Annotated in this window: 17 protein-coding genes and 1 pseudogene; 10 read left to right on the forward strand and 8 right to left on the reverse strand. The window is 66.4% G+C overall.

The window, feature by feature from the left end; genetic code table 11:
• Positions 1 to 74: 74 nt before the first annotated feature.
• From ACESMN_RS00450 to ACESMN_RS00460, 3 genes are all read left to right on the forward strand, one after another.
• On the forward strand, positions 75 to 1520 hold the full coding sequence (locus ACESMN_RS00450; protein WP_373051612.1) for a CDP-archaeol synthase: 1446 nt from the start codon (positions 75 to 77) through the stop codon (positions 1518 to 1520).
• Positions 1521 to 1662: 142 nt separating this feature from the next.
• Entirely contained in the window at positions 1663 to 2178 is a 516-nt protein-coding gene (locus ACESMN_RS00455) for a GlcG/HbpS family heme-binding protein (RefSeq protein ID WP_373051614.1), read from the forward strand.
• A gap of 181 nt (positions 2179 to 2359) precedes the next feature.
• On the forward strand, positions 2360 to 2569 hold the full coding sequence (locus ACESMN_RS00460) for a DUF2905 domain-containing protein (RefSeq protein WP_373051615.1): 210 nt from the start codon (positions 2360 to 2362) through the stop codon (positions 2567 to 2569).
• 60 nt (positions 2570 to 2629) lie between these two features.
• Here ACESMN_RS00460 and ACESMN_RS00465 read toward each other — a convergent pair whose 3' ends face one another.
• Both ACESMN_RS00465 and ACESMN_RS00470 read right to left on the reverse strand, forming a co-directional pair.
• Positions 2630 to 3175: a DUF427 domain-containing protein gene (locus tag ACESMN_RS00465; protein WP_373051616.1), complete on the reverse strand. Its 546-nt coding sequence runs from the start codon at positions 3173 to 3175 to the stop codon at positions 2630 to 2632.
• A gap of 58 nt (positions 3176 to 3233) precedes the next feature.
• Complete coding sequence (locus ACESMN_RS00470; RefSeq protein ID WP_373051617.1) at positions 3234 to 3500, reverse strand: hypothetical protein; 267 nt, start codon at positions 3498 to 3500, stop codon at positions 3234 to 3236.
• Positions 3501 to 3877: 377 nt separating this feature from the next.
• On the opposite strand from ACESMN_RS00470, the gene ACESMN_RS00475 reads away from it, so the two are divergent.
• Both ACESMN_RS00475 and ACESMN_RS00480 read left to right on the forward strand, forming a co-directional pair.
• Positions 3878 to 4279 carry an encapsulin-associated ferritin-like protein gene (locus tag ACESMN_RS00475; RefSeq protein ID WP_373051618.1) on the forward strand — a complete coding sequence of 134 codons (402 nt, stop codon included), beginning with the start codon at positions 3878 to 3880 and terminating at the stop codon, positions 4277 to 4279.
• Positions 4276 to 5079: a family 1 encapsulin nanocompartment shell protein gene (locus ACESMN_RS00480; RefSeq protein WP_373051619.1), complete on the forward strand. Its 804-nt coding sequence runs from the start codon at positions 4276 to 4278 to the stop codon at positions 5077 to 5079. Before ACESMN_RS00475 ends, ACESMN_RS00480 begins: the two co-directional genes overlap by 4 nt.
• Positions 5080 to 5470: 391 nt before the next feature.
• Here ACESMN_RS00480 and ACESMN_RS00485 read toward each other — a convergent pair whose 3' ends face one another.
• Positions 5471 to 7651 (reverse strand): hypothetical protein, encoded by a 2181-nt coding sequence (locus tag ACESMN_RS00485; RefSeq protein WP_373051620.1) that lies wholly within the window; start codon positions 7649 to 7651, stop codon positions 5471 to 5473.
• A 402-nt stretch (positions 7652 to 8053) separates the two neighbouring features.
• Here ACESMN_RS00485 and ACESMN_RS00490 point away from each other — a divergent pair, with 402 nt between their 5' ends.
• The 4 genes from ACESMN_RS00490 (at position 8054) to ACESMN_RS00505 (ending at position 11721) form a co-directional block, all read left to right on the forward strand.
• On the forward strand, positions 8054 to 9676 hold the full coding sequence (locus tag ACESMN_RS00490) for an alpha/beta hydrolase (RefSeq protein WP_373051621.1): 1623 nt from the start codon (positions 8054 to 8056) through the stop codon (positions 9674 to 9676).
• Between the two features lie 176 nt (positions 9677 to 9852).
• On the forward strand, positions 9853 to 10080 hold the full coding sequence (locus ACESMN_RS00495) for a hypothetical protein (RefSeq protein ID WP_373051622.1): 228 nt from the start codon (positions 9853 to 9855) through the stop codon (positions 10078 to 10080).
• Positions 10081 to 10099: 19 nt separating this feature from the next.
• Complete coding sequence (locus tag ACESMN_RS00500) at positions 10100 to 10318, forward strand: hypothetical protein (protein WP_373051623.1); 219 nt, start codon at positions 10100 to 10102, stop codon at positions 10316 to 10318.
• Between the two features lie 467 nt (positions 10319 to 10785).
• Positions 10786 to 11721: a L,D-transpeptidase family protein gene (locus ACESMN_RS00505; RefSeq protein WP_373051624.1), complete on the forward strand. Its 936-nt coding sequence runs from the start codon at positions 10786 to 10788 to the stop codon at positions 11719 to 11721.
• A gap of 48 nt (positions 11722 to 11769) precedes the next feature.
• On the opposite strand, the gene ACESMN_RS00510 is transcribed toward ACESMN_RS00505, so the two are convergent.
• The 4 genes from ACESMN_RS00510 to mgtE form a co-directional block, all read right to left on the reverse strand.
• Positions 11770 to 12078 carry an Lpp/OprI family alanine-zipper lipoprotein gene (locus ACESMN_RS00510; RefSeq protein WP_373051625.1) on the reverse strand — a complete coding sequence of 103 codons (309 nt, stop codon included), beginning with the start codon at positions 12076 to 12078 and terminating at the stop codon, positions 11770 to 11772.
• A 176-nt stretch (positions 12079 to 12254) separates the two neighbouring features.
• Positions 12255 to 12869 carry a murein L,D-transpeptidase family protein gene (locus tag ACESMN_RS00515; RefSeq protein ID WP_373051626.1) on the reverse strand — a complete coding sequence of 205 codons (615 nt, stop codon included), beginning with the start codon at positions 12867 to 12869 and terminating at the stop codon, positions 12255 to 12257.
• Positions 12870 to 12983: 114 nt separating this feature from the next.
• Complete coding sequence (locus ACESMN_RS00520) at positions 12984 to 13472, reverse strand: hypothetical protein (RefSeq protein ID WP_373051627.1); 489 nt, start codon at positions 13470 to 13472, stop codon at positions 12984 to 12986.
• 181 nt (positions 13473 to 13653) lie between these two features.
• Positions 13654 to 15312, reverse strand: coding sequence for a magnesium transporter (gene mgtE, locus ACESMN_RS00525; RefSeq protein WP_373051628.1), 1659 nt, complete (start codon positions 15310 to 15312; stop codon positions 13654 to 13656).
• 112 nt (positions 15313 to 15424) lie between these two features.
• Here mgtE and ACESMN_RS00530 point away from each other — a divergent pair.
• A pseudogene (locus ACESMN_RS00530) lies at positions 15425 to 15586 on the forward strand (PIN domain nuclease); the annotation flags it as partial.
• On the opposite strand, the gene ACESMN_RS00535 reads toward ACESMN_RS00530, so the two are convergent.
• Positions 15528 to 15956, reverse strand: a complete 429-nt coding sequence (locus ACESMN_RS00535) for an SDR family NAD(P)-dependent oxidoreductase (protein WP_373051629.1) — start codon at positions 15954 to 15956, stop codon at positions 15528 to 15530. The pseudogene ACESMN_RS00530 and the gene ACESMN_RS00535 sit on opposite strands and share 59 nt — an antisense overlap.
• Between the last annotated feature and the right edge of the window lie 18 nt (positions 15957 to 15974).

Here is a 15974-nt window from a genome sequence, read left to right on the forward strand (position 1 = left end):
CCCATGCGCCGCAGGGCCGGATGGCCGACCGAAAGCAGTCTATACTGCCGGTTCGCCAACGTTGTGACGCGGCTATGCCTATCGTTGAACTGGTCCTCTTCCTGGTCTGGGTCAACTTTGTTCCGTTCCTGATCCACGTGCTCCTGGGGGACCGCGCCGCTGCGCCGCTGGACGGGGGCCTTCGCTGGCGTGACGGCCGGGACCTTCTGGGGCCGAACAAGACCTGGCGCGGTGTCGTGGCCGGGGTTCTCGCGGGCGCCGCCGCCGGCCCCCTGGTCGGTGTGGGCTGGCAGATCGGGGCCCTTGCCGCCCTGCTGGCGATGGTGGGTGACCTTCTCACGAGCTTCGTGAAGCGCCGCCTGGACCGTGAAAGCGGCGCGGCGATGTTCGGGCTGGATCAGGGTCTCGAGACTCTCCTTCCCGCGCTGCTGCTGGCCCCCGCGATGGGTCTGGGCTTGCTGGAGGTCGCGATCGCGCTGCTGGCCGCCATACCCCTGATGCACCTGGGCTCCCGTTACTGGCATCAACTGCTGGCGCGGCCACCGAGCGACAACTATCCCCGGGTGGTGCGTTCCACCACGCGCCTGCGGGAATGGCGGGCCTGCCATGTGCCCCTGGCGTACTGGCAGCGATGGCTGAATTTCGAGAACTACTTCTACTATCGCGTGCTGATGACCGGTGTCTTCAAGGCCGCGGGATGGTACGACCGTGGAACGGAGAACGTGCTGGCCGTATGCGTTCGAACGCATGCGGTGGAATTCGAGGACCTTCCTCCGGCCTTCGACGGGTACCGCGTCCTGCTGTTGACGGATCTGCACCTGGACGGGCTCCCGGGCCTCACCGATGCGCTCGTGGCCCATGTCGCCGAGCATCCGGTGGACCTCTGCCTCGTGGGCGGGGACATCCGCATGGAGATGTACGGACCGATGGCTCCGGCCCTGCGCGAGCTGCGCCATCTGCTGGGGCACGTGCAGGCCACCGACGGGATCTACGGCGTGCTCGGCAACCACGATTGCATCGAGATGCTGCCGGAATTCGAGGCGGCCGGGATCAGCATGCTGATCAACGATGCACAGGCCATCCGGCGCGGAGGCGAGGACCTGTGGCTGGTCGGCGTCGACGACCCGCACTACTACAAGTGCCACGATCTCGAGCTCGCCTTTCGCTCGGTGCCGCCAGAGGCCTTCAAGCTGTTCCTCGCGCACTCTCCCGAGGTGTTCCGCGAGGCGGCCGACAAGGGCGCCCATCTCTATCTCTGCGGCCACACCCACGGGGGACAGATCTGTCTCCCGGTGATCGGGCCGGTATTCACCCACAGCCGCGCACCGCGATACACCGCCGCAGGCCCCTGGAAGTATGGGAACATGCTCGGCTACACCAGCTCCGGTGCCGGTGCCTCGGGGATTCCCCTGCGCTTCAACTGTCAGGGGGAAATCTCGCTGATCGAACTGCGCCGCACGCCCGCCGCCCGCGCTGAGGCAGAGATGAAGCCTCGCGTGCAGGTCGGTGAGCGGGCATGATCTGCGGACCGGCGGTCTCCGCATTCCGGGCACCGACCGGAACCCGGCCAGCGCGGGGCGCGACCCGGCTCGCAGGAGGAATGCCGCGACGCTGGTGCGCGTCAAGAGGACGCATGGCCACTCATTTCCGGAGGATAATTCGATGAACCGCAAACTTTCCGTCCGCAGATTCCTGCCCGCCATCACCGGCCTGGCTCTCGCCGCGATGGTTGCCACTCCGGTAATCGCCGATTTCGTCACGCAGCGCACGATGACGGTGGAAATGGCCCGCGACCTCGCACAGGAGACGGTGGATGCCTGCCGGGCGATGGGATACCAGACCAGCGCGGTGGTGGTCGATCGCGGCGGGCATCCGCAGGCGATACTGCGCGATACGCTGGCGGCGCCGTTCACCATCCAGATCGCGCACGACAAGGCGCGGGCCGTGATCCTGTCGGGTGTGGCCTCTTCGGCCTTTCGGGAAGGCCGGGATGACATCCGGATGGAGATGAACCACGTCGATGGCGTCCTCGTCCTGGATGGCGCGCTCCCCGTGGTCGTCGCCGGCAGCATGGTCGGCGCGGTCGGCGTATCCGGCGCCCCGGGCGGAGACCTGGACGAGCAGTGCGCTCAGGAGGCCCTGGACGCCCTTGCGGACCGCATCGAGTTCGTGATGTAGATCGGCTTCTCCGGAGGCCTCGACGCACGGACATCGGTCGCGCGTGCTCGACGTCTGGATGCTGATTGGCTGTAGTCGCGAGTGCCGGCTCCATCCCCTGCGCAAACGCCGGCACCGCGGCCCACCCGGGGCGGGTCAAAGGGCGAGACCCGAACCCATGCATGCGCATGAACGGTGATCCATGAACGAGACCGGCAAGTGGCTCATCATCATCGGCGGACTGATCGTGGCGATCGGGCTGCTTTGGCCCTGGCTGGGCAAGATCCCGTGGGGCCGTCTGCCGGGCGACATCGTGATCGAGCGCGAGAATGCGCGGTTCTATTTCCCGATCACCACGATGATCATCATCAGCGTGGTGATCTCGATCGTGCTCGCGTTCTTCCGCCGGTGATGCGTGGCCCGACCTGCCGATCCGCTCGGAAAGCGAGGGCAGCGAGCGGGCGTCGCGAGGCTACCAGTGCAGCGTGCCGGATTCACCCTTGAAGGGCCCGGTCAGGTCGTCGGTAATCCAGCCACCGTAAAACCGGCCTGGCTGCGGGCGCGCCTTTTCGTCGCCGACGTAACAGGCCTCCATCAGGCCGGGCATGAATGCGATCCACCCGGCCAGCGCCTCGTAGGGACCGCGTGCACCCGGGTAGCTCCAGGCGGCGTTGGGCGCACGGGCACCACCCGCGACCACGTCGAAGTAGCGCGCCTGCCCCTTCCATTCACACAGACTGCGATGGCGGCTGGGCTGCAGCACCTCCGCCGCGATGGCCTGTGGCGGGAAGTAATAGGTCGGCGGGCTGGCGGTCTCGCCGAGCCTGAGGCCCTCCTGTGTGTCGGCGATCACGCGGCCGCCGAATACCACGCGCAACCTGCGCGGTTCGGGCACGAGCTCCGGGGGCCGCGGGTAGTCCCAGACCGACGCCTGGCCCGGACCGGGGGAGGGGACGTCCTCGGGCCGCAGGCCGGCAGCGAGCAACCGCCGAAGGCGCGCGCGTGGGTGCGGGTTCACGTGTGTCCCCGGCCCTTCTGGCTGTGCGCCATAGTCACCGAACTCTCCGCATGGTCCACTAGGGTCTGCCGGGAGCGAGTCTGTGCAGTTCACCGTCAGCCGTGAGGTAGCAGTTGTAGTGGACGACCCGTTCCTCGCCGTCCTGCCCCAGCATCGTAAGGCGAATACCGGTCACGCTTGACCCGTCCCGGGTCTGATGCAGCGACCCGCTGTCCTGCAGGCGCGGGTAACTGCCGGCTGGCATCTCTGCCAGCACGGCATCACGGCATGTGACCTTGGTCTGCCATTGGGCGGGCTGGAAGACGCTTTCGAACCAGTCGGACACGGCAGGGATTTCCCGGCTTGCGACGAAGGCCGCAAAGGCTGCGAAGATCAGAAACGGGATCAGGGGCTTGAGCCTGCGGGAGCGGCGGGTATCTGACGAATGCGCGCCAAGCCTTCGTGCCTCGCCTCTGCGGTCCGCAGGCGGGTCCCGATCGTCTCGCGCATCTCTCTTTTCCGGGTATTTGTCCATGACACTGCCAGCTCGGAACCCGCCTACTGATAACACTTCGCGCCGGCGGTGGGAAGCGCTCGCGCGGGTTTTGCCCGGGGGTGCGGGGCCTGTGCAGTCCACATGCCCCGCGGATGCGGGTTGTTCCCCATTGAACCGGGCCGAACAGGACGTTCATTATTGCTGAGTGTCCACAGGAGCTAGATGGCATGGGAGATTCAAGCACTTCACTTCACGAGGATCCGGGGCGGCTCGACGAGGAGTTGATCGACCGGCATCGGGCCATTGTATCGCTGATGGAAGAACTGGAGGCCGTCGACTGGTATGACCAGCGCGTGAAGGCCTCATCGAATGCGGATCTGCGCGCCATCCTCGCCCACAACCGCGACGAGGAGAAGGAGCACGCCTGCATGGTGCTCGAATGGTTGCGGCGCAACGATTCCAAGTGGCACGAGGAACTGAGCACCTATCTGTTCAGCCGCGGCGATGTCACGCAACTCGAGGAGAGCGAGGAGAACGGCGCCACCGGCCAGGGCGAACACGGCCATGGCGAGTTGGCGCGGGACGATTCGCTCGGCATTGGAAGCCTGCGAGGGGAGTACGCACGATGAACGACTTGCGAAAACAACTTGCACCACTGTCTGAGACTTCCTGGGCGGAAATCGAAGAGGAAGCCAAGCAAACCCTCGTGCGCCTCCTGGCCGCGCGCAAGCTGGTGGATTTCGAGGGGCCGCTGGGGTGGGACGTTTCCGCCATCGGACTCGGTCGCATCAAGAAGCTGAAGGCGCCTGCCGATGGCGTGCAGGCGCATTCGCGCCGGGTTCAGCCGATGGTCGAGTTTCGGGTGCCGTTCCAGCTCGATCTTCTTGAGATGGAGTCGATCGGACGGGGCGCGAAGGATGCCGATCTCGATCCGGTGAGGGAGGCCGCGCGCCGCATCGCGATGACCGAGGACCAGGTCGTCTTCCACGGGTATGCCGACGGTCAGATTCAGGGCATCTGTGAGGTGTCGGCGGAAGAAGCCGTCTCGCTTTCAACCGATTATCTGCAATACCCGAATGCCGTGGTGAATGCGCTGAACAAGCTGCGCGAGGCCGGAGTTGCCGGTCCGTACGCGATCGCGCTGGGACGCCAGTGCCATGCGGGACTCACCACGACCACCACGGCCGGCGGTTATCCGGTGCTGGAACACGTGCAGCGCCTGCTTGACGGTCCCATCATCTGGGCGCCGGCGGTCGACGGCGCGGTCGTGTTGAGCCTGCGCGGGGGCGATTTCGAACTCAGCATCGGGCAGGACCTTTCCATCGGTTATCTGTCCCATAACGACAAGGCCGTCCGGCTCTATCTGCAGGAGAGCCTGACATTCCGGGTGCTTGCACCGGAGGCCGCGGTACCCCTCGTGTACGCCTGACCCACTGCGCGAAGGCGGGGAGGGACCAGTTCCCGGGTCTTTTCCGACCGAACTGGGGGGAGATGGGGGCGGTGCTGTACCGCGGATCCTTGGTGAAGGGTTCGATATCGAGAACGGGCGGCACATCCCGGTGGCCGCGCTGGGCAGATGCCGGGGTCGCGGCCGCAAGCATCTGGAGGGCGAGGGTCAGGACCGGCTTGCACATGCGGGCATCCGGGGTCTTGCGCGTCCGCAGGGATGACCGCCTGGCCATGCAGGGACCTCAGTGGCCGGCGGAGCTGCAGGTCCGGCCGGTCAACGGGTGCAGCGTTGGGGTCGGGCCCTGCGTTCCGCCTCAGCAGCGCATCTCGGGAGCCATGGGCAAGACTCCACCCCGGCTTCAGCTTCAGCTTCAGGGCGAAGGGGACTCGATGCGGGCCACGCGCGTTCCATCGACCCATGCAGACTCGATCACGCCCAGCCGGTGGATGCCGGAGGTCCGGACGTCGAGGCTGAAGCGGTCGACGAACAGGCCGATGGCCTCGGGTGCGCGATTGGGCAACCGCGCCACGGGGATTGGCTGACCGCTCTCCTCGAAGCCGCGGCCCGCCGTCACATCGCCGAGTACGAGGTCCTCCGCATCCACGCCGACGGATCCGCCTGCGATGCCGATGGCGTGGGCGGAACCGAAGTCACTGGCAAGCGCCGAGGCCGCGACGTGCCGCATCACCACGTGCGAGCACGCCCCCACGTGCACCGCGCGGGCGTCGGCACCACCGTAGCCTACTTGCCGCCCCTGGGCCGTGTGGCCGCCGTCGCTGGGCCCGGTGTAGGGACCCGGAAGGTCGGCGCCCGGGTATCCGCTGTTGCGGACGCCCGCGACAACCACCCGGTCGAGCGTCAGCCCGTCCACCGCCTGCAGGAACAGGCCCACCGCCCCCTTGTTCACGTGGAACATGGAGTCCCCGTTGGCCTGAAGGCTGAACCGCGTCTTGTTCTGGCCGACGATGCGATACAGGTTCGGGCGCCTGGGCACCGGCCCGAGCCGCATTTGCCCGCTGGAGGCCCACGCGACGATCGACGCGGGGATCCTCGCGGCCTGAAGGGCGCCCGCGAGCGCTCCCGCCTCCACCATCTTGTGTTCGAGGTCGGCCAGCGCAATCTGGGCTGCGCCCAGCAGGGTCAGCTGCGCCCTGCCGGCATCGTCCATCTCCGCTGGCTGGCCATCGCTGACTTCGATTGCCGAGCGCAGGCCGAAGAACCGGAACAGCGATCCGGCGGCATCAGCGATCGGGGCACCGTGACGTGGATCGTCATCACCCTCTGGCTGTTCCGCGAGTGCCAGGACCTCACGGACGGCGCCGCGAATGTTGGCGATGTTGGTGCGGCGGATGGTTACGTCGGTGCATTCGTAGGCCCGGGCTGCGTCCCCCACCTGACCGAATGCGGGACCGTTGCAGAGAAAGGCGTTCACCAGCACGCCGCGCGCATGGATGGCAATGCCGTAGGGATTGGCGTCCGCAAGGCCCGAGACGTTGTGGAAGATGGCGGGCGGTGTCGTGCCGGGCTTGCCCGCGGCGTAGTCGAACATGTCGTCCATTGCGGTATCGAGTTCCTGCAACGTCGACTCCAGCACCGCGCGCGCCGCCTGCACTCCGGAACGGCCCGGGCTTCCGCCCGAGCCCGCGTCGTCGAGCCAGTCATCGGCGCGAGCCAGTCGCTGGCGCCCGATCAGTCGTACGAAGCGTGCGGTGCTGTAGGTGCCGAGTACCGGAATCCCGGTCGCAGTGCCCTCGATCTGGCAGTCCTGGATCACGATCCGCCGACCGCCATTCAGCGATATGGCGGCCACTTCGAAGTCCCGGAAGGTCACATCCGAGATCAGGACATCGTGCATGCCGTTGCCGTGAACGCCGTGATGCGAAGAGCGGCCGAGCTGCCCGTTGCGAATCCACACATGACCCGCCGGCCGGAGTTCCGGGCCAAAATTCGCCGGGCCCTGGTCCGGGATGAAGGGCTGATTGGCGAGTTCGATGAGCGCGTGGAACCGCTGCTGCAGTGCGAAATGGGGGTGGCATGAAAGTCTGAAGCCGTTGAGGTCGATGATGGTGCCCTCACCGTGCTCGACCGTGATCGCGGCAAAGAAACCAAGCCGGTAGGCGAGCGTGGGGGTCGCCCCGACCAGCCCCGCCGTGCCCGGGTGCGGCGCCACGCCACTCGCGAAGTAGGCCTCCTGATCCGGGTTGGGAAACCAGTCGTCGGTACGCGCGCGATCGATGCCGCCATCCGCGCAGGGAGCGGGGGCGTTGGGATTGAACCGGATGGACTCGCACAGCACCAGCTTGCACGGTACCAGCACACGGATCGTGCCCCTGGCGAAGTCCTCCTGCGTGAGGCCGACCACCTGGTCCCGCGCGAATTCTCCGACGATACCCCAGGGCGTCTCGCTGTCTGCCCAGGTCTCGTGGAGCGTCAGCATCTCCGGGGGCTCGTCAAGCGTCCCCGCGACCCCGTGCGCCGCTATCCGCTGCTCGATCTGGTCGAGACGCGTTTTCAGCCGGGGCTCGTACTCGTTCTCGGTTCTCTCGGTCATTTTCGGCTCCTTGCGCCAGGCGTGGATCAAGTCGGGTCGGGGTTCGCACACCAATCGGGATTCGTACAGCAGATGACGCCGGTCGGACAGGCACGCGACGGGTCGAACGTCGTGGATTGCTCCGGTGTGAGGTGTCCGGGGAACACCGGCCGGTGCCAGCCGTTGTCTACCGATGGGTCAAGGAGACACCGAACGGTCTATACATGTCAATGCGTGGATATATTTCTAGCCGTTTGATCCTCGCGAATACGATGGGGTGCGGCGTGTTGCCCTACGAGTGCCTCAACGACGCCAGAGGCAAGACCCGACCCCGGCACCCGCGCACTGCCGCGGCGCCGTTTTCTCCCGGTGGCGAAGATGGCTATGCTGGGGGTGCAATTTCAGGAGGGGGGAGAAAACCGCATGCGGTGGGTGCGCGGCTTTTCCATTGTTGGGCTGCTGGTGGCGACGCTGTTCTTCGCGCTCTCGCTGACGCCCAGCCTGGTGCCACGGTCCCCGCCGGTCCAGGGACTGATCGCCGGGCTGTCCTTCAGCGCGGGGTATGCGGTTGGGGTCTTCGGGCGCTGGTTGTGGAGCTATCTGGAGTTCCCGGTTCCCGGGTACCGGCTCGGCTGGCTCGTCAAGGTCCTGGCAACCATGGCCTGTGCCGTGGTGGCGGCTACCTTTCTCTGGCAGGCGACCGAGTGGCAGAATTCGGTGCGCACCCTGATGGGGATGGAGGAGGTTGGCGGGGTGCAGCCGGTGACGGTGGCGCTGATGACGCTGATCGTCTTTATGGTCGTCCTGTTCCTCGCTCGGCTCTTCAGGCGTACCTTCCAGTTTCTCTCGAGGAGATTCCAGCCTTATGTGGCGCCCCACGTGTCCAACGTCGTGGGAATCGCGATCGCGGCCGCGCTGTTCTCGTCGGTGATCGACGGGGTGATCTTCACGATCGGGCTGCGCGCGGCAGACAACTCCTACCAGCGTCTCGACGCCCTGATCCAGGATGACCTTGCGCGCCCAACGGACCCCTTGCAGGTCGGCAGTGCGGCTTCCTACATCGACTGGCAGGACCTGGGACGGCAGGGCCGCAGCTTCATTTCCTCGGGACCGACGGCGGCCGAGTTGAGCGACTTTTCGGGCGAACCCGCACTGGCCCCGCTTCGCGTCTACGTCGGGTTGAACGCGGCCGAGAGTCCCGAAGAACGGGCTCGGCTGGCCCTGGAAGAGCTCAAGCGGGTGGGGGCGTTCGAACGCTCGGTGCTGCTGCTGGTGACCCCGACGGGGACCGGCTGGGTGGCTCCCGCCGCTTTGGACACCGTGGAATACCTCCAGCGCGGCGATATCGCCTCGGTGGCGGCGCAGTACTCGTATCTGCCCAGCGCGCTCTCGTTGATGGCGGAGTCGGAATACGGTGTCGAGACCGCACGGGAGATCTTCGGGCAGGTATACGGCTACTGGTCCTCGCTCCCGCACGACAGTCGGCCGCAACTCTACCTGTACGGGCTGAGTCTCGGTGCGCTTAATTCGGACCGTTCCTTCGACAGCTACGATATCATCAACGACCCCTTCCAGGGCGCGTTATGGAGCGGTCCGCCCTTTCGCAGCGACACCTGGCGCAGGGTGACGCGCGAGCGGGACCCGGATTCGCCGGCGTGGCTTCCGCGCTTTCGCGACGGGGCCGTGGTCCGCTTCATGAACCAGGAACAGGGATTCGAGGCGGCCGGCCCGGACTGGGGATCCTTCCGGATCGGTTACCTCCAGCATGCGAGCGACCCGGTGACCTTCTTCGATCCGCAGGCGTTCTACAGCCAGCCGGCGTGGATGCGGGAGCCTCGTGGCCCGGACGTGTCCGAGGATCTGCGCTGGTACCCGATCGTGACCATGCTGCAGCTGGCGGCGGACATGGTGGCCGGTGACGCACCGCCGGGGTTCGGGCACACCTACGCGGCCCGGGACTACATCGACGCCTGGCACGCGTTGATGGAGCCGGAGGGCTGGACCGAGATCGATCTCGAGCGGCTGCATGCCCGATTCGCTCCGTGAGCCGCGATGGATGACGGTTGTGCGCTGCCGGCGCGCGGGGCGCGCGGCGTGGTTCGGAGGCAGCCAGAGTCCCGGTTTCCCCGGGGGTTGATCGCCAATGGCACGGCGAGTGCGCAATGATCCCCCGAGGAGTTCAAGCCGGTGCAGCACATTGCACCGAACCAGCGGGAGGATGTATGGAAATCGAACGGATCGACGAGAACCATCTGCGACTAGGCATTGACCTGAAGCAGGGACAGAAACTGGCGAAGGCCATCAACGGCAAGGCGCGGGAAATGCGCAACGCGGCGCTGGCGCTCTCCTCGGCGCTTGGCGAGGCTTACGCCGAGGCCAACAACGAGTTCCGTCAGCCGCCGCACGCCTTCGACGAGAACGCGCCGAAGCAGCCGAGCATCGAAAACTGAGTCCGCGGAGGGATCAGCGATGAATCTGGAAGAGATTGCCGACAAGAAGGCCCACGTGCGGATGGACAACTTCGAGGCCTCCGACCTTTTGACCAGCCTTAAGCGGCACGCCGATGACCTCGGCGACCTGGGGCAGGAACTGATCGCGGCGCTCGAGGCTCAGGGCGTCGAGGTCATCGAGGAAGAGGACAATCCGCGGGATGAGTACGTCCCGCCACGCGACCTGCATCGGGTCTGACGCCGGACTATCGCGCTGCGTTCGTAACCCACCCGGCCTGGGTGGCGCCGGAATTCCCAGGCAGCGGCACGTCAGTCCCGGACCACGGGACCGCGCGCCGTTGGCAGGGGAGGGCACGTAGCCTGCTGGCAGGCCCCAGGGACAATCCGAACACGGCATGCCTGCACCGAAGTCCCGGCCCCGAAAGGGCTGGTCAGGGCGAACAACGTCGCAGGAGCGGTGTCTGGCCTTACCCACCCAGGCGGTGTCCGCGCATCAGCGAAGGATCATCGCGAGGCATCACTCCAGGCTTCGTACTGCGTCTGGCGCGCGTTTTCGGCATTATCTGATACGGTTGTTGCCGGGGCCGCCGGTGCGGGACCGCGAGGGCGTTTGATCCAACGGGCGCGGACGGCTGATCAATCGGATTGGATGGTATGAGGACGTTGATGTCGAGGCATGCCCTGGGGACAGCGTGTTGTGTCTTGATGCTGGCGCTTTGCACGTTCGCCTCCGGCGCGACCGCGACGGACCTTCCCGACGATGCCTGGCCGCGCGGGCACCACCCCCTGCCTGAAAACAGCGATCTGATCGGCGAGAACTACGTCGCGCGTGTGCGGGAGCGCGAGACGCTGGTGGATATCGCCCGCGAGCACAACGTGGGTTTCGAAGAGATTCGGATCGCGAACCCGAATGTGAGCATCTGGGCGCCAGCACCGGGAACGGAGGTCCTGATCCCGGCCCGCCATATCCTTCCGGACGCCCCGCGCGAAGGCATTGTGATCAACCTGTCCGAGATGCGGCTCTATTACTACTCGAGCCCCGAGGTGGTGGAGACCTACCCCATCAGCGTCGGGCGCGAAGAATTCGCCACCCCGGTAGGAGTGACACGGACCACGGTGAAGGTGCGCGACCCGTCATGGAGCCCGCCGCAATCGATGCGCGAGGAGGCCGCGGTCCGCGGCGAGCCGACGCCCGAAGTCGTCCCCCCCGGGCCGGAGAACCCGCTGGGCCGGCACGCGATCCTGTTGGACCTGCCCAGCTACCTGATCCACGGCACCAACCAGCCTGATGGCGTCGGTATGCGGGTCAGCCGCGGCTGCATCCGCATGTTCCCCGAGGACATCGAGTCGCTGTTCGACCGCGTGCCGGCCGGCACCCGGGTCAACATCATTGACCAGCCGTTCAAGGCGGGCTGGTCCGAGGACAACGTGCTGTACGTTCAGTCCTTCCCGCAACTGGAGGAGAACGTGGGAAGCCTCGAGCCAGTCCGCAACGCCCTCGACGTGGTGGCCCTTGTCGCCTTCGAGGACAACCTGAATCCCGTGGCCTACAGGCGTCTGCGCCAGTTGGTCGAGAACCCCAACGGGCTTGCGGTTCCGCTGCGGGGCCCGAGCCGCCAGAGTCCCGGCGTCCCGGAGTAACGGGCTGCAGGGGGGCGGCTGTCGCCCCCTGCGGCTGCCTCCCCTGGGCTACTTCTGCATCGTGCGGCGGAACATGCGGTTCATCTCTTCGCGGTTCTGCTCCGAAACCCGGTTGGCCTCGGCCGCGTCCTGGTCCGCCTCGTTCGCCGTACGCAGGGCCTCGTTCGCGGTTGCCTGGGCCTCGTTCGCTGTGCCCTGGGCCTGGCTGGCCAGGGCCGTGGCCTCTGCCGCCTCTGCCTTCGCGGCCTCGGCCGCGAGGCGGACTTCGTCCAGCGCCTTGGTGGAGGCGCAGCCGCTCAGGACAGCGAGCGAGGCGGCAACTGCAGCGAGCTTCAGGACGTTGCTCTTCGCGTTCATGGTCTTTTTTCCTTTGGTTGTTTCCCGAACAGAGGTTAGAGCGATCTCATGGATCCCGGCCGCACAGGCCATCACGGCACCGTTGTCTGGGCCGGCCCGTGGCGATCTTCACGGTCTGGTGTAGCGTAGCCGGAGCCTGCCATCCACGCCAGTGGCGGGCCGCATCGCAGGAGTGCCTAACGGATCACGATCCGGGTGCCAATGCCAACCAGTTCCGCGAGGCGCTCGATCTGCTCATTGGTGACCGCAACGCAACCCTCGGTCCAGTGGAAGCGGCTATGGACGTCGGGGCTGCCGCGCCCGATGCCGTGGATCCCGATCGCGCCGCCCAGAGCGGTGTTCTGGGGCGGGTGGCCATGGCGCCGGTAATAGACGTGATAGGCCTCGTAATCCTGCTCTGTGAAGACCCCGGATTCCAGTGCCGTCCGGGCATGTGTGGGCGTCGGGTAGTCGATCCCGATGAAGATGTGCCACCGGCTCTCGTGGTTGAACCGGTTCACGCGGAATTCCCCGAGCGGCGTCGTGTTATCTCCGCGCAGGCGTGCCGGCTTCGCACCGCCGCGTCCGAGCGAGACCGGAGAGAAGCGCTCGATCGCGTGATCGCCGCGATAGACGGTCAGCGTTGCAGCCTGGTCGTCCACCAGGACCCAGACCTCGCCGGCATACCGGGGCGTCTGGGCGTTGGCAATCAGATCCGTGATGGGATTGGCACGGCCGCCCGTCCCGGTCAGCAGTGCGAGGGGAGTGGCCAGCGCCATCAGCGCAAAACGGCGTCGGGACGGCAATGTCATCGGATGCTCGAGCGGTGAACGGTAACAGATGGCGGTCGGTACCGTTATAGCGCAGTCCGGCTTTCGGATCATCCGCTTCGCGTGCAGCGACCTGCCGCGGCCGATGGCGTTACCTCAAGCCCAGCGAAAGGGTTGTCCTGCTGTCTGCGGCAACCGGGCGCGGTGACGAATCGGGAACATGGCAGGCCATACCGCAGGGAATTCCAGGCATGGGATTTCCGGCGATACGGCGACGGTCATACCGCGTTGCTTGGCAGCGGCGAACAGGCGCCGGATATTCTCGACGGTTCCGTGCTCCCGCACGCTCTCGCCCACTACTTCCCAGGTAACGCCGTCGGGACTCAGGAAATCGATCTGCGGGTCGGTTACCACCAGAGCGGCTCGCTGGAGGTCGAGCTCGAATCCGCCATCCGGCAGGGCGGGCTGCTCGGACCGGGCGTAGGGATCGCCGGCATTCTCATCGGCGGCGGCGCCGCGGGGCAGGCCACCCAGGGTGGCTGCGGTAATGCCCGCCAGTCCACCGGCGAGCAGGCGACGGCGGTCCTTGTCGACGGCATTGAAAGTCGGTTCGGCGGCTGTGGAGTGAACCTTGTGGTCGCACATGGCGCTTCCCTCCCTGATGTGGACGGTACAATCTGACTCTGGGCGTAGCCTGACTCGTGCGGCGATCGGTGACAGTCCGTGGAAACACGTAGGCCGGACCCTCCGGTTCACCGGAATTCCACCTGAACATCGCCTGCGCACGCCGGGCCGCATGCGTGCCGGCACCCGCGCCTAGCGGTGCTCAGAGCAGGATCAGGGTTGCCAGGCCGAGAAACGCAAAGAACCCGACCACGTCGGTGACCGTGGTCAGCACGACACTGCCCGCGAGCGCCGGATCGATCCCGAGCTTGCGCGTGACCATCGGGATCGCCACACCGGCCACGGCGGCGCACAACAGATTCAGCAGGATCGCGGCGGCAATGATCGCGCCGATCATCCAGTTGCCGAACCAGAGCACCGCCAGCGCGGCGACCACCAAGGACCAGAGCATCCCGTTGAGCAGACCGATCCCGACCTCCTTGAACAGCAGGATGCGGATATTGCCTGAGCCGAGCTGACCGGTGGCCAGTCCGCGGATGGCCAGCGTCAGGGTCTGACTGCCGGCGATCCCGCCCATGCTGGCGACGATCGGCATCAGCACCGCGAGTGCGACCACCTGCTCCAGTGTCGCCTCGAACAGGCCGATGATCCAGGCGGCAAGGAAGGCGGTGAGCAGATTGATCCCGAGCCAGACCGCCCGCCGGCGGCTGCTCGCGAGCACCGGAGCGAACATGTCCGTCTCCTCGTCGAGACCGGCCATCCCCATCATCGAGCGCTCGGCCTGTTCGCGGATGACGTCGACCACGTCGTCGACGGTGATGCGACCGAGCAGCCGGCCGTCACCGTCGACGACCGGCACCGAGATCAGGTCCTGATCCTCGAAACGCCGCGCGATTCCCTCGCTGGACTGCAAGGCCTGAACCGGCTCGAAATCGGACTCCATCAGGTCGGCGACCGCCGTCTCCGGCCGCGCGGTCAGGACGCGCCGGGCGCGGACGATACCCTGGTAGCGATTGTCCCGGTCGACGATGAAGAACTTATCCGTGTTCGGCGGCAGGTCCTCGAGCAGACGGAGATAGCGCAGCAGCGTGCCCACCTTGATGTCGGCGCGCACCGCGATCTGGTCGGGGTTCATCAGCCCGCCCGCGCTGTCCTCGTCGTAGGACAGCATCGACTCGACGCGCTCGCGCTTGCGCCGGTTCAGCGTCAGCAGGATCTCGCGACCCAGCTTGGGAGGGAGATCCTGGATCAGGTCCACCAGGTCATCGGGCTCGAGATCACGGGCCGCGTCGACCAGGTCGTCGAACTCCATCTCCGTGGCCAGACGTCGGCGAACTTCCTCGTGCAGATGGCGCAGGACCTTGCCGGTGCGCTCGTTGTCGACCATGTCCCAGGCCGCCGCGCGTTCGTTGGCCGGCAGCGATTCCAGCAGCCCGGCGATGCGCGCCGGATGGAGCTTGCGGAAAAGGCGCGCGATGCGCTTGAGCTTGCCGTTTTCGAGTGCCTCGAGGACCAGCTTGAGCTGCGTCTCCGCAGCGACCTCCGAATCACCGGCGCCCGCGGTCTGCTCGACGCTCGAGGCACCCGGCGCTTCACCCTGCTCGCCGGCTCCCGCCTCCTGTGTGATTTGGGCCTGCATCGCCGGAGAGAGGTGCGAGAGCACCTTTTGCTCGACTCGTTCATCGATCTGCTGCCAGACCGCGATGCGTTGGTCCGCGGTCAGCGTCTCCAGGACACTGGCGACCTTGGCCGGGTGCATCGTGCGGAGAATACGCCGAACCCGCTTGCGCTTGCGGCGATCGAGCGCGTCGCGCAAGGCGTCGATCTGGGTGCTGACGTTATCGTTCTTGTCGCTGTTCATGATGCACCATCATCCCGGGCGAAGCGGCTCCCGGGCAAGCGGTAATCGATCGGCCCGGCCGCGCGCACCGGACCGGCCCCAGCCCCGTTCGCAAGTGGCTGGGCCCGGTTCATTCGAGGTCGTCACCTCGCGGATGCCTCTCGATGAAATCCGTCGGGCCAGCTGCTATCCCAGGCTCCAGGCCATCCTACAGCCCGCCAAAGTGTGGGTCATGATCAAAAACCTGCAACGGGCGGAGGTACTGGAGCGCCTGACAGCTGACGCCCCGGCAGATGTTGCAGTGGGGTGCTCTGCTGATGTTCGGCACCATGCTTATTGGTCTGGTGCTGCTGCTCCGTGGTGGGCTCCCGCTGCTCTGGTTGGGCATTCTGGGGCTGGTCCTCCTTGGAGACATCCGCCTGAATGGCGATGGCCTTTCCGCCCTTCGATGCAATGGTCGCCACGACCTCCTCGGCCGGTTCCGCGGAGCCAACGTAATTAACGACCACGTCGGCGCCTTCCTGCGCCAGATGGATCGCAACGCTCTTGCCGGTCCCGGGGCTGGCCCCGGTTACCAGGGCCTTCTGACCACGCAGCAGATTTCGATGAGGGCAATGCGGCATCGCGACTTCGGGGATGGGTTCATTCGGGCTCATCGGTGTCATGCCTTGTGCAGTGCGCGG

Origin of the sequence: Thioalkalivibrio sp. (assembly GCF_041690275.1) — a bacterium.
Classification (GTDB): domain Bacteria; phylum Pseudomonadota; class Gammaproteobacteria; order Ectothiorhodospirales; family Ectothiorhodospiraceae; genus Thioalkalivibrio.

Bases quoted from the DNA above. Each gene is read 5' to 3' on its own strand.
- ACESMN_RS00505 (WP_373051624.1), top strand. From the start codon at position 10,786: ATGCTGGCGCTTTGCACGTTCGCCTCCGGCGCGACCGCGACGGACCTT.
- ACESMN_RS00480 (WP_373051619.1), top strand. From the start codon at position 4,276: ATGAACGACTTGCGAAAACAACTTGCACCACTGTCTGAGACTTCCTGG.
- ACESMN_RS00460 (WP_373051615.1), top strand. From the start codon at position 2,360: ATGAACGAGACCGGCAAGTGGCTCATCATCATCGGCGGACTGATCGTG.
- ACESMN_RS00450 (WP_373051612.1), top strand. From the start codon at position 75: ATGCCTATCGTTGAACTGGTCCTCTTCCTGGTCTGGGTCAACTTTGTT.
- ACESMN_RS00455 (WP_373051614.1), top strand. From the start codon at position 1,663: ATGAACCGCAAACTTTCCGTCCGCAGATTCCTGCCCGCCATCACCGGC.
- ACESMN_RS00515 (WP_373051626.1), bottom strand. From the start codon at position 12,869: ATGACATTGCCGTCCCGACGCCGTTTTGCGCTGATGGCGCTGGCCACT.
- ACESMN_RS00520 (WP_373051627.1), bottom strand. From the start codon at position 13,472: ATGTGCGACCACAAGGTTCACTCCACAGCCGCCGAACCGACTTTCAAT.
- ACESMN_RS00510 (WP_373051625.1), bottom strand. From the start codon at position 12,078: ATGAACGCGAAGAGCAACGTCCTGAAGCTCGCTGCAGTTGCCGCCTCG.
- ACESMN_RS00500 (WP_373051623.1), top strand. From the start codon at position 10,100: ATGAATCTGGAAGAGATTGCCGACAAGAAGGCCCACGTGCGGATGGAC.
- ACESMN_RS00495 (WP_373051622.1), top strand. From the start codon at position 9,853: ATGGAAATCGAACGGATCGACGAGAACCATCTGCGACTAGGCATTGAC.
- ACESMN_RS00535 (WP_373051629.1), bottom strand. From the start codon at position 15,956: ATGACACCGATGAGCCCGAATGAACCCATCCCCGAAGTCGCGATGCCG.
- ACESMN_RS00475 (WP_373051618.1), top strand. From the start codon at position 3,878: ATGGGAGATTCAAGCACTTCACTTCACGAGGATCCGGGGCGGCTCGAC.
- ACESMN_RS00490 (WP_373051621.1), top strand. From the start codon at position 8,054: ATGCGGTGGGTGCGCGGCTTTTCCATTGTTGGGCTGCTGGTGGCGACG.
- ACESMN_RS00485 (WP_373051620.1), bottom strand. From the start codon at position 7,651: ATGACCGAGAGAACCGAGAACGAGTACGAGCCCCGGCTGAAAACGCGT.
- mgtE (WP_373051628.1), bottom strand. From the start codon at position 15,312: ATGAACAGCGACAAGAACGATAACGTCAGCACCCAGATCGACGCCTTG.